We start from the raw sequence: 11908 nt of genomic DNA, 5'->3' as shown, positions 1-11908 counted from the left end.
ACATAATGACAAAAATTATTATTATTGACGATCATCAACTATTCCGTGAAGGGGTAAAACGCATTCTGGACTTTGAAGACTCTTTTGAAGTCGTGGCAGAAGGCGGAGACGGCACGGAAGTGATAAAGCTGTACGAAGAAAACAGACCGGATGTGGTATTGATGGATATCAATATGCCGCAGAAAAACGGAGTAGAAGCGACCGGCGAATTGATCGAAAAATTTCCGGATGCTAAAGTCATTATGCTGTCCATTCACGATGATGAATCGTATGTTACACACGCATTGAAAACCGGTGCGCTGGGTTATATGCTGAAGGAAATGGATGCCGAAGGGATTATCCAGGCCATTAAAGTGGTAGCAAAAGGCGGTTCTTATTTACATCCGAAAGTCACGCGCAATCTAGTGATGGAATTTCGTCGCTTGAGTGAACGGGAAAACAAAGGCTCATTTCACCAAACGGAAATTCGTCGCCCCTACCACTTGCTGACCAAACGGGAAAGCGAAGTGCTGCAGTTATTGACGGATGGGCAAAGCAACCGGGTCATTGGCGAAACACTGTTCATTTCCGAAAAAACGGTTAAAAACCATGTCTCAAGCATCCTGCAGAAGATGCAAGTGAATGACCGGACACAGGCAGTGGTGACAGCTATCAAAAACGGCTGGGTGGAAGTCAGATAAAGAGCGGCTGACGCCGGTTGGACTGGATAAAATCAATGCTAAGAACTAATGCAAACTCAGAAAACGGCTCTGCTTTTTCAAAAAAGCGGAGCCGTTTTTAAGGAGTTTTTGACACAGCTTGTTCATTGTATTCCAGACATGCATCTGTCAGAATGGACCGCAGGAGGTATGCTGGATGAAAAAAATGATCGTACTGGGAGGATTGCTTCTCGTAATGGGCGCCTGCTCAGATTCAGAACAATCGTCGACCAATGAAAATTCCGTAGAAGACGGCAATTTAACCAATGAGAACAACGCAGTTGACCATGGCATCGAAGACGAAGAATCCGTAGGCTTTACGTTAAATGAAAACGGTCAGGCCATAGAAGCGGATGTGCCGGAAGAAGAAGCTGCTGCCATTTTAGGCGCATATGAAGAATATATTGAAGCCTTCAATGAAGAAGACATCGATCGCTATATGGAAGTGATTGCACGGGAACCGGATGGATTTGACCGTGAAGAAGATCGTGCAGCTTTGATGGATGCGTTTGAAACATACGACACTGTTTATGAAACAAGCGACGAAACGATTGTTGAATACGAAGAAGGCCGTGCAGAAGTTTTTGCTGAAATAGAAATGACAATTAAAGAAACAGGCACCAGCAAGAATACTACCCAGTCGGGTCGCCATGTGGTGGTCTTTAAGACGGAAGACAGCGACTGGAAAGTGACAAGTTTATACGCTATAGGCAACCAGTAAAAATTCCTGAATTCTTCAGGAATTTTTTTACGTTTTACGGCGTGGTTTTGGTAGACTGAAGAAGGAGGATGATAATGATGAAAACAGCGATTGTTACAGACAGTACTTCCTATATACCGGAAGCGATTCGAAAAGAACATAACATCCATATGATTCCTCTTCAGGTCATGTTCGGGAATGACTCGTACGAAGAGGAACAGGAATTGAGCGTGGAAGAATTTTATCAAAAGGCAAAAGAGGAGTTCCCGAAGACGTCCCAACCGCCAATTGGCGAATTTGTTACTCTGTACAGGGAATTGGCAAACGATTATGACCATGTCATTTCGGTTCACTTATCAAGCGGCATCAGTGGAACTTTGCAAGGGGCAATGCAGGCTGGCGAAATGGTGGAAGAAATTCAGGTTCATGCCTTCGACTCGGAAATCTCTTGTGCCATGCAGGGGTTTTACGTGTTGAAAGCAGCAGAATTGGCGAAAGCGGGTATGGATGTTGACAGCATCATGGGTGAACTCAGCAAGATGAAGCAGTCGATGCGTGCGTATTTCATGGTGGAGGATTTGATGCACCTGCAGCGTGGTGGCAGGTTATCAGGTGCGCAGGCAGTTATCGGTGGGCTGTTGCAGATCAAACCTTTACTGATATTTGAAGAAAAAGTTATTATACCGTTTGAAAAAATCAGAACCCGAAAAAAAGCGATGAAGCGAATTGCTGATCTGTTGCAGGAAGATGCTCTTTCAGGGGAACCGATTCGAGCGACAGTTATCCACGCCAACCGTCCTGAAGAAGCCCGGCAATGGTTAACGGAATTGGAAAAGTTGTGTCCGCAAGTCGATTTCGAAATTTCCTATTTTGGTCCTGTCATCGGAGCACATCTTGGAGAAGGTGCGATGGGACTGGGGTGGGTAAAAAAATAAACTGCCGGCCTCCGGTTAAGGAAGGACAAATTGCATGACTGACATGGAAGAGTTTTTCACCGGCCGCATTTGGTTGCGGCAGTTTTGCCCTTTTCCCGTAGAACAGATTGACGCCGCACTTCAGAATGGAATGCTGAGGCTCACGAAAGGGATAACAGAAAGTCGGCAATGCACCCGTTGTCTCGAAACATCCACGGATAAGATTATAGCTTTTCACTGTTCGAACTGTGAAAAGGAATGTTTATACTGTCGCCACTGCATTCAAATGGGCCGCATCAGTTCCTGTACGGAATTGCTTACCTGGGCGGACCCATCCCCAATTCCTTCAATCCCCCATTCATTCGTTTGGAATGGCATACTGACCCCTTCTCAAAAACAAGCTTCCCTAGAAGTATCAGCAAGCGTTTCAAGCAAGGCTCCACATCTTGTGTATGCGGTGTGCGGCGCCGGTAAAACCGAGATGCTGTTTCCTGCAATTTTTAAAGCGTTACGGAGTGGAAAGCGTATTTGCATCGCCGCTCCGCGAATTGATGTTGTACTGGAACTGTCGCCAAGAATCCGTTCTGTTTTCCCGGAAACCATCGTCCATACGCTTTATGGCGGTTCGCCGGTTGAGTCCGGATTTGCTTCGATCATCATCGCCACTACCCATCAATTGTATCGCTTTCAATCCGCATTTGATGTCATGATTGTTGATGAAGCGGATGCTTTTCCTTATTCGTTTGATGCTGCTCTGCAGCGGGCGGTGAAAAAAGCGATGAAAAAAGATGCGGCTGTCGTATATGTTTCCGCTACACCATCCGTGGAATTGCTGAAAAACACTTCAAATCAATCTCGACTGTTTCGCCGTTACCACGGGTATCCGTTGCCTGTACCGAGATACAAAGCGTTATGGAGTTATAAAAAAACGTTTGCCCGCCAGAAAATACCAGACCAATTGAAAACATGGGTCATTCAAAAGATTGAGCAGAAGAAGCCTTTCTTGCTTTTTTTCCCTTCCATTGAACTGATCGAAGCCGCTATTCCTCTTTTCAGGAAAGTGCATCACTCCATCGAAGCAGTACATGCGGAAGATCCACTCCGAAAGGAAAAGGTGATGAAATTGAGGGAAAAGCAAATTCCTGGAATCCTTACATCCACCATTTTAGAAAGAGGGGTTACGATATCGGATGTCCAAGTGGCCGTCGTAGGTGCTGATGAAAGGATTTTTGATTCTTCAGCTTTGATTCAAATTGCCGGACGTGTCGGCAGATCAGCTGATTACCCCACTGGAGAAGTAACCTTTTTTCACAATGGCCTGTCAAAAGAGATGGACAAAGCCAGGAAATTGATTGTTTCATACAATAAAGGCGGGCAAGGATGAATTGCTATTTATGTGATACCGAGCTTACATTCGCGCCTTCCTGGAGAGGTTTGTTCTTCAAAGATATACAGGAAGTCATTTGCAGGAAATGCAAAAGCGGCTTTGAAATTATTACAGGACAAGTTTGTGAGACATGCGGAAAAAGCGGGGAAAGGCAGTGTGCAGATTGCCGCTCTTGGGAAGCGACAGAATATGCAGGACTCATTCACTCGGGAAAAAGTTTATATCAGTATAATGCAGCCATGAAAAGTTTTCTTCATCAGTACAAGTTCATGCAGGATGTTGTGCTGGCTGAAGTATTCGCCGGGGAAATCCACAAAGCTTTACGGAAATCGAAAGCGGTGATTGTGCCGGTTCCCATGCATCCCGAAAAACTGAAAATAAGGACATTCCCTCAAGTTGAACGTTTCCTCGATGCAGCAGGATTGCCCTGCCAACAATTTCTGGAGAAGTCCGAAGACGTGCAAGGAACCAAGTCAAAAGCGGAGCGACTGGCAGCCGCGACTTTATTTCAGTGGAACAGAGAAAAGGTTCCGGAGAAAGTCATGCTTGTGGATGACTTATATACAACGGGAACGACGATGCGCCATGCGGCAAAAGTTTTGCGGCAGCATGGGGCAAAAGAGGTTTCTTTGTTTACGCTCATCAGAGGATAACCAAAGAAAAACTGCCCGTTTATTACGGACAGTCCATCAATGTTCGTATATCATTTTTCTTGTCATGCCGCCATCAATCGTTAAACATTCTCCAGTGATAAATGAATTTTCAGGATTGCTTAAAAAAAGGCAGGCACGCGCTATATCCGAACCGTCTCCAACGCGGCCACTCCAGTGTTGAGCATGATCGATGTCACGCAATTTCCCGGGGTCATCTTCATGGATCCATCCCGGAGCGATGGAATTGACACGGATGGAGCGTTCGCTGAACGTCGCTGCAAGAGAATGGGTCAACGCATAAATGCCACCTTTGGAAGCGGAGTAGGTCTCCGTGTTCGGCTCCGACATAAAGGCGCGTGTTGATGCCATATTGACAATGGAGCGGATATCATCAGTCATATAGCGGGCAGCTTCACGGCTGCAAATAAATACAGATTTCAGGTTGGTATCCAGGACATGATCCCACTCTTTTTCCTCCACCTCCCAGATTGACCGGAACTTTGAAACGCCGGCGTTGTTGATCAATACGTGGATGGGTCCGTAATCCTCATGGATTTGAGAGAACACTTGCATGACTTGCTGAAAATCGCCGACATCGCATTTTCGGTACTCAACGCCATCAAGAGTGACCTGCACGAGATCCAGTCCGATGACACGGGCTTGTCTGTCGGCAAAGTGTTCCGCAATCCGTTTTCCGATTCCTTGTGCGGCTCCGGTTACTACAACAGTTTTATCGGTGAACATAGTTATCAACTCCTTGTCATATTGTTTACCTGAAATTTAGCTGAACGAAACTTTTTACGTTTCAAGCAGGAATGGAAAGGGAAGTTGTAGAATTGTACACATATAGCACAACAAGAAGGAGGAGTTAACATGCTTCAATATAATATCAAAGGCGACAACGTCGAAGTGACTCCCGCTGTTCGCGACTATATCGAGAAGAAAGTGGATAAGATTGAACGCTACTTCCCGGAAGGCACTAACGCGACAGCGATGGTATACTTGAAATCTTTGAACCATACCCAGACAAAAGTGGAAGTAACCATCCCGATGAAAAACTTAACGCTACGGGCTGAAGAGCGCCACGATGAAATGTATGCAGCAGTCGATTTGATTGTCAGCAAACTGGAACGTCAAATCCGTAAATATAAAACAAAAATCAACCGCAAATTCCGTGATCGCGAAGGAATGGGACTTGCATTTGCAGCAGCAGAACAAGTTACAAAACCTCCATACGATACGGGGGAAAACGGTGATTACGATGATGAGGAAACGGACGAAGATCTGACAATTGTCCGCACAAAACAATTCGAGCTGAAACCGATGGACGAAGAAGAAGCGGTGCTGCAGATGAATATGCTCGGCCATAACTTCTTTGTTTTCACTGATGCCGAAACCAATGAAACGAATATTGTCTACAAACGAAAAGATGGCACGTATGGATTGATCGAAACCAGTCAATAAGATGCCGGTAAAGAAGCCTCTCGTAATGAGAGGCTTCTTTTGTTGCTTTTGTCCGCCATTCGCTAAGTAAAGGAGGTTGGACGTTTCGCCAAATCTTCCAAGCTGTCTGTTACGCAAGTCTTTGTGTTCTTCATTATTTGCACCGTGTTGTGCGCAGTGGTAAAATGAAGGATGAGATTTTACGATTGCAATGGTTTTGCTGTATGATTGGAGCTTTGACAAAAGCAGTCACTGCAGCTGGATATAACAAAAGCAAAAGCGATCCGGCACCATTTTGGCTGACCGGATACTATGCAGGGAGCGGTTATAAATGCTTGGAGTATTGAATAAGGTATTCGACCCGAACAAACGGGATTTAAAAAAATTGGAAAAGACGGCGGATAAAGTGGAAGCGCTGGCAGCTGATTATGCCGCGCTTTCCGACGAGGCACTGAAAGCAAAGACGGAAAGTTTCATCGAGCGCCATGCAAAAGGGGAAACGCTTGATGAGTTGTTGCCGGAAGCATACGCCACAGTGCGTGAAGCGGCAAAACGGGTACTCGGATTATATCCGTTCCGTGTCCAGATCATGGGTGCTGTCTCGCTTCATGAAGGCAATATCTCTGAGATGAAAACAGGGGAAGGGAAAACACTGACATCCACCATGTCGGTGTATTTAAATGCGCTTACCCGAAAAGGTGTCCACGTGGTGACAGTCAATGAATACCTGGCGGGCCGTGATGCTCAGGAAATGGGCCAATTATACGAATGGCTCGGTTTATCGGTCGGCTTGAATTTGAACAGCTTGACGAAAGAGGAAAAACGGCAGGCATATGCAGCCGATGTCACTTACAGCACAAATAACGAATTGGGATTCGATTATTTGCGCGATAACATGGTGCTTTACAAAGAAGACATGGTCCAGCGTCCGTTGCATTATGCTGTTATCGATGAAGTCGACTCTATTTTGATCGATGAAGCACGCACACCTTTGATCATTTCCGGGCAAGCGTCAAAATCGGCGCAGTTATATATGCAGGCCAATGCGTTTGTGCGGATTTTAAACAAGGAAACGGATTACACCTATGATGAAACGACAAAAGGGGTAGTTTTGACAGAAGAAGGCATTGAAAAAGTCGAGAAAGCTTTCAGTATCGAAAACTTGTTTGACATCAATCATGTCCGTTTGAACCACGCCATCAATCAGTCATTAAAAGCTCATATAACAATGCAAAAAGATGTGGATTATGTGGTTCAGGAAGGCGAAGTGGTCATCGTTGACCAATTCACCGGCCGTCTGATGAAAGGGCGACGCTATTCAGACGGGCTTCACCAGGCCATTGAAGCAAAAGAAGGGCTGGAAATCCAGAACGAATCAATGACGATGGCGACGATTACATTCCAAAACTTTTTCCGTATGTATGAAAAGCTTTCCGGGATGACCGGTACAGCGAAAACAGAGGAAGAGGAATTCCGCAATATCTATAATATGAACGTTATTGCCATCCCCACCAACAAGCCGATTATCCGGGATGACCGCGTTGATTTGATTTATTCATCAACTGCAGGCAAATACCAAGCCGTTGGTGAAGACATTGCCGAACGCAATAAAAAGGGCCAGCCGGTGTTGGTTGGTACAGTAGCGATTGAGACTTCTGAAATCATATCGGATTTCCTGACGAAAAAAGGCATCAAGCATTCGGTGCTGAACGCTAAAAACCACGCCCATGAAGCGGAAATCATTTTAAATGCCGGTCAAAAAGGTGCTGTGACCATCGCTACGAATATGGCTGGTCGGGGAACAGACATCAAGCTGGGTGAAGGCGTCGTTGAAGTCGGCGGCTTAGCAGTCATTGGTACAGAACGCCATGAATCACGGCGTATTGATAATCAGTTGCGTGGACGTTCAGGGCGTCAGGGAGACCCGGGTGTAACGCAGTTTTACTTATCATTGGAAGATGACCTGATGCGCCGCTTCGGTTCAGATTCGATGCGGAATATGATGGGCAAACTGGGAATGGATGATTCACAGCCTTTGCAGTCAAGAATGGTGACCCGTTCCGTTGAATCTGCCCAAAAACGCGTGGAAGGCAATAACTTTGATGCGCGGAAACGATTGCTTCAGTATGATGACGTACTTCGCCAACAGCGGGAGATCATCTACAAAGAACGGATGGAAGTGCTCGAAACGGACAATATGCGGGCTTTGGTTGAAAGAATGATCGATAGTTCCATTGAACGCATGGTTCATACGCATACAATGGAAGAAAAACAGGAAGACTGGCATCTTAAGTCACTTGCTGATGTGCTGATGGCGAACCTTCTACCGGAAAACGCCCTCTCAGAAGCGGATCTGCAAGGAAAGACAAAAGAAGAGTTGATCGATTTCATCAAAGCTGCGGTGATAAAGGAGTACGATGAAAAAGAAGCAGAAATGTCTTCTGACCGGATGCGTGAATTTGAGAAAGTGGTCCTGCTGCGCTCGATTGATACCAAATGGATCGATCATATCGATGCCATGGACCAGCTTCGGCAAGGTATCCATCTGCGTGCATACGGCCAAAACGATCCGCTGCGTGAATACCAGAACGAAGGGTTTGCGATGTTTGAAGCCATGGTGGAAGCCATCGAAGACGACGTGGCAAAATATGCGCTGAAAGCGGAAATCCGCAACAACCTCGAACGCGAAGAAGTTGCGAAAGGGCAAGCGGTCAATCCGAAAGAAGACGGTGGCGCGCCGGCAAAAAAGAAAAAAGCACCTGTGCGTAAAGAAATGGCAGTCGGCCGAAATGAACCTTGCCCTTGCGGAAGCGGCAAAAAGTTCAAAAACTGTCACGGAGCAGCTTCGTAATAAAGAAAAGCGCAAGCGCCCGGTCTGGTACAGCCTAAAAGTCTGTATTGTAGAAACATGCTACAAAAACCGAAGGGCCAGAGCCCTTCGGTGTTATTTTGAGGAGGAAAATATTTTATGATGGAATTAGCGAATGTCCGAAACGAGCTCGACAAATCAGCCAATAAACTGGCGGACTTTAGGGGGTCTCTTTGACTTAGAGAACAAAGAGGCACGTATACAGGAATTGGATGAAATGATGCTGGACCCGAACTTCTGGAATGACCAGGAAGCGGCACAGGTAGTCATCTCCGAATTGAACGGGTTGAAGGAAATTGTCAACGCCTATTACGGGTTCGTAGACAAACAGGAAAACCTGGAAATGACACTGGAATTGTTGCGTGAAGAAGCGGATGAGGATTTGCATGAAGAACTCAGCTCAGAAATGAAAGGGTTCATGGCTGCCTTAAGTGATTTTGAACTTCAGATGCTTTTGAGCGAGCCGTATGACAAAAACAACGCCATTTTGGAGTTGCATCCAGGGGCAGGCGGGACAGAATCACAGGATTGGTGTTCCATGCTGTTGCGGATGTATACGCGCTGGGCTGAAAAACGCGGATTCAAAGTGGAAACGCTGGACTATCTCGCAGGAGAAGAAGCCGGGGTCAAGTCTGTCACACTGGGCATCAAAGGTCACAATGCCTACGGGTATCTAAAAGCGGAAAAAGGGGTTCACCGGTTGGTCCGGATTTCTCCATTCGATTCATCGGGACGCCGTCATACGTCGTTTGTGTCATGCGAAGTCATGCCGGAAATCACAGGAGAAGTCGAAGTGGATATCCGGACGGAAGACTTGAAGATTGACACGTACCGGGCGAGTGGTGCTGGTGGGCAGCACATCAATACAACCGACTCTGCTGTGCGAATCACTCATATTCCGACAGGCGCCGTCGTGACTTGCCAACAGGAACGGTCTCAGATTAAAAACCGCGAGAAAGCGATGCAAATGCTGAAAGCGAAATTATACGCTCTCAAAATAGAAGAGCAGGAAAAAGAGCTTCTTGAAATCAGAGGAGAACAAAAAGAAATCGGATGGGGAAGCCAGATACGGTCCTATGTATTCCATCCGTATTCGATGGTTAAAGATCATCGGACAAATTACGAAACCGGGAATCTGCAAGCGGTCATGGACGGCGACATTGACGGTTTCATCAATTCACTTCTCCGTTCAAAAATGCAATAAGACAAAGCCTCAAAGCTGCATAGCTTTGGGGCTTTTTGCTTTATCGGGATGAAGTTCACACGACGGTTGCAGTTTGGTATACTCTGACAGTGTCTAAGCGAACTTTCAAAGAAAAGAGGCAATTTCATAATGAATAAAAGAAATCAGCGGAATCGGAAAGAACCTCATCCTCTTCTTTCGATTACAAAAGATTACGTCAGTGTAATCATCGGCGCGGCAATTGTGGCAATCTCATTCAACGTTTTCCTGTTGCCCAACGAAGTGGCGTCCGGGGGAGTCAGTGGCATCAGTACGATATTGAAAGGGCTTTTCGAATGGAAACCGGCATTTGTCCAGTGGGCGTTCAATATCCCCTTGTTTGTTGCAGGGGTTATTTTGCTTGGAAAAAATTTCGGCATAAAGACTGCAGTCGGAACAGTATTTCTGCCGTTTATCGTCTATCTTACCGAGGACTGGGAAGCGTGGACTTTGAATCCTTTACTCGGCGCTTTATTTGGCGGCATTATGGTCGGCTTGGGATTGGGAATCGTTTTTCGCGGCAACGCGTCTACGGGCGGAACGGATCTGGCAGCTCAAATCATTACGAAATACACTGGTTTGACACTCGGAACAAGCGTGGCGTTGATAGACGGCATGATCGTCCTGGCTGCAGCTTTGGTTTTTGATATCGAACAGGGACTGTATGCGTTGATCGGGCTCTACGTGACGACCAAAACGATTGATATGGTTCAAATCGGTTGGGGCAGATCGAAACTGGTTTATATCATCACGGATTATCAAATGGAAATCCGTGATGCCATTTACGAACATGTAGACCGTGGCGTTACGAAATTAACCGCTACTGGAGGTTATACTGATTCCGAAAAACCGATTATCATGGTGGTGGTCCATCAGACTGAATTTACCCGATTGAAACAGACGGTGAAAAACATTGACCCTGCCGCTTTTGTGATTGTTTCAGACGCTTCGGAAGTTTTGGGGGAAGGTTTCAACCGAGTATAAGTAAGGTATACTAAAAAGGATAAGTAAATAACTTCTGAGGGAGGATTTTGCATGAAAAAACAATTAATGGCCTTATTCTTTGGATCTGCATTATTGCTGGGAGCTTGCGGAGGCGGCGAAGAAACCACTGAGCCTGCAGATGAAGCACCGGTTGAGAATCCGGGCGGTGAGGAAGCTGAAGAATCAACCGTAGACGCTGAAGCAGTCGTAAACCAGAATTGCACATCCTGCCACGGTGAAAATCTGGAAGGAGCAGGCAATTTCCCTGCATTGAATGATGTTGGTTCGCGTTTATCGGAGGAAGAAATCAGAGAAATTATTGATGAAGGCCAAGGATCCATGCCACCAGACATTATTGAGGGAGAGGAAGCGGACGCTGTCGCCCAGTGGCTGTCTGAACAACAATAGAATACGCTGTGTAAACAGTCACAAGGAAGCCGGCAGCAGCCGGCTTTTTCCTATGCAAAAATAATGATAAAAATAAAGAATTAATGATAAATTTTTTATTTATTTCGTCAATTATATTGATTTAACAGGATATTGACAGTCATAAATGGATGATAAGACCTACAAAATATTTCATCGGAAATTTTGAAATGATATATAACTGTAATATAAAAAAATCGCCGAAGTGATATAATTAACGTGCTTGAATAGAAAACGCAGCTCTGGGAATACTCAATTAATATAGGTGGTTAGTAAATGATTCAAATGAAGAACGTTTATAAAAAATATCCGAACGGCATCGTTGCTCTCAATGGATTAAATGTAGAGATCAAGCAAGGTGAGTTTGTTTATGTCGTTGGACCAAGTGGAGCGGGCAAGTCCACTTTTATCAAGATGATATATCGGGAAGAACGGCCTTCAGCAGGTCAGATGATGGTGGACAATGTAGATATTGCTACATTGAAAAATAAAAAAGTGCCTTTGCTGCGCCGTCAAATAGGCGTGGTGTTTCAGGACTTTAAACTGCTTCCAAGATTGAATGTGTACGAGAATGTCGCATTCGCACTTGAAGTAATCGAGGAAAAGCCGAAT

General features: G+C 45.6%; 12 protein-coding genes. 11 read left to right on the top strand and 1 reads right to left on the bottom strand.

The features are described from left to right. Positions 1–5 precede the first annotated feature (5 nt). The 5 genes from EEX84_RS15740 to EEX84_RS16715 all read left to right on the top strand — a co-directional run bounded on the left by EEX84_RS15740 (position 6) and on the right by EEX84_RS16715 (position 4352). A complete protein-coding gene (locus EEX84_RS15740; RefSeq protein WP_123166606.1) occupies positions 6–680 on the top strand; it encodes a response regulator in 675 nt (224 codons plus the stop codon). Between the two features lie 175 nt (positions 681–855). Next, positions 856–1419, top strand: coding sequence for a DUF4440 domain-containing protein (locus EEX84_RS15735; protein WP_123166605.1), 564 nt, complete (start codon positions 856–858; stop codon positions 1417–1419). A gap of 77 nt (positions 1420–1496) precedes the next feature. Continuing rightward, positions 1497–2333 carry a DegV family protein gene (locus EEX84_RS15730; RefSeq protein WP_123166622.1) on the top strand — a complete coding sequence of 279 codons (837 nt, stop codon included), beginning with the start codon at positions 1497–1499 and terminating at the stop codon, positions 2331–2333. 319 nt (positions 2334–2652) lie between these two features. After that, positions 2653–3696 carry an ATP-dependent helicase ComFA gene (locus tag EEX84_RS15725; protein ID WP_338048391.1) on the top strand — a complete coding sequence of 348 codons (1044 nt, stop codon included), beginning with the start codon at positions 2653–2655 and terminating at the stop codon, positions 3694–3696. Then, positions 3693–4352, top strand: coding sequence for a ComF family protein (locus EEX84_RS16715; protein ID WP_240034009.1), 660 nt, complete (start codon positions 3693–3695; stop codon positions 4350–4352). Before EEX84_RS15725 ends, EEX84_RS16715 begins: the two co-directional genes overlap by 4 nt. A gap of 36 nt (positions 4353–4388) precedes the next feature. On the opposite strand, the gene EEX84_RS15715 is transcribed toward EEX84_RS16715, so the two are convergent. After that, entirely contained in the window at positions 4389–5096 is a 708-nt protein-coding gene (locus EEX84_RS15715) for an SDR family NAD(P)-dependent oxidoreductase (protein WP_123166603.1), read from the bottom strand. 129 nt (positions 5097–5225) lie between these two features. On the opposite strand from EEX84_RS15715, the gene hpf reads away from it, so the two are divergent. From hpf to EEX84_RS15685, 6 genes are all read left to right on the top strand, one after another. Continuing rightward, positions 5226–5816, top strand: a complete 591-nt coding sequence (gene hpf / locus EEX84_RS15710) for a ribosome hibernation-promoting factor, HPF/YfiA family (protein ID WP_123166602.1) — start codon at positions 5226–5228, stop codon at positions 5814–5816. 310 nt (positions 5817–6126) lie between these two features. Then, complete coding sequence (gene secA / locus EEX84_RS15705) at positions 6127–8646, top strand: preprotein translocase subunit SecA (RefSeq protein ID WP_123166601.1); 2520 nt, start codon at positions 6127–6129, stop codon at positions 8644–8646. Between the two features lie 120 nt (positions 8647–8766). Further along, positions 8767–9868 (top strand): peptide chain release factor 2 gene (prfB, locus tag EEX84_RS15700; RefSeq protein ID WP_192892991.1). Its coding sequence is split into 2 segments (ribosomal slippage): positions 8767–8838 and positions 8840–9868, totalling 1101 coding nucleotides; the frame shifts between segments, so codons are not numbered across the junction. Positions 9869–9997: 129 nt separating this feature from the next. Beyond that, a complete protein-coding gene (locus EEX84_RS15695; RefSeq protein ID WP_123166599.1) occupies positions 9998–10870 on the top strand; it encodes a YitT family protein in 873 nt (290 codons plus the stop codon). A gap of 51 nt (positions 10871–10921) precedes the next feature. After that, complete coding sequence (gene cccB / locus EEX84_RS15690; RefSeq protein ID WP_123166598.1) at positions 10922–11278, top strand: cytochrome c551; 357 nt, start codon at positions 10922–10924, stop codon at positions 11276–11278. A 294-nt stretch (positions 11279–11572) separates the two neighbouring features. Then, the coding region (locus EEX84_RS15685; RefSeq protein ID WP_123166597.1) for a cell division ATP-binding protein FtsE at positions 11573–11908 on the top strand (336 nt) is incomplete at its 3' end.

Source organism: Planococcus salinus, assembly GCF_003719725.1.
Taxonomy (GTDB): Bacteria; Bacillota; Bacilli; order Bacillales_A; family Planococcaceae; genus Planococcus; species Planococcus salinus.
The sequence above is the reverse complement of the archived record's forward strand: the minus strand, read 5'-3'. Positions and strand labels throughout refer to the sequence as shown.

What these genes read in the sequence shown, in the direction of transcription:
- EEX84_RS15740 (WP_123166606.1), top strand. Translation starts at nt 6, where the DNA reads ATGACAAAAATTATTATTATTGACGATCATCAACTATTCCGTGAAGGG.
- EEX84_RS15730 (WP_123166622.1), top strand. Translation starts at nt 1,497, where the DNA reads ATGAAAACAGCGATTGTTACAGACAGTACTTCCTATATACCGGAAGCG.
- secA (WP_123166601.1), top strand. Translation starts at nt 6,127, where the DNA reads ATGCTTGGAGTATTGAATAAGGTATTCGACCCGAACAAACGGGATTTA.
- hpf (WP_123166602.1), top strand. Translation starts at nt 5,226, where the DNA reads ATGCTTCAATATAATATCAAAGGCGACAACGTCGAAGTGACTCCCGCT.
- EEX84_RS16715 (WP_240034009.1), top strand. Translation starts at nt 3,693, where the DNA reads ATGAATTGCTATTTATGTGATACCGAGCTTACATTCGCGCCTTCCTGG.
- EEX84_RS15695 (WP_123166599.1), top strand. Translation starts at nt 9,998, where the DNA reads ATGAATAAAAGAAATCAGCGGAATCGGAAAGAACCTCATCCTCTTCTT.
- cccB (WP_123166598.1), top strand. Translation starts at nt 10,922, where the DNA reads ATGAAAAAACAATTAATGGCCTTATTCTTTGGATCTGCATTATTGCTG.
- EEX84_RS15735 (WP_123166605.1), top strand. Translation starts at nt 856, where the DNA reads ATGAAAAAAATGATCGTACTGGGAGGATTGCTTCTCGTAATGGGCGCC.
- EEX84_RS15715 (WP_123166603.1), bottom strand. Translation starts at nt 5,096, where the DNA reads ATGTTCACCGATAAAACTGTTGTAGTAACCGGAGCCGCACAAGGAATC.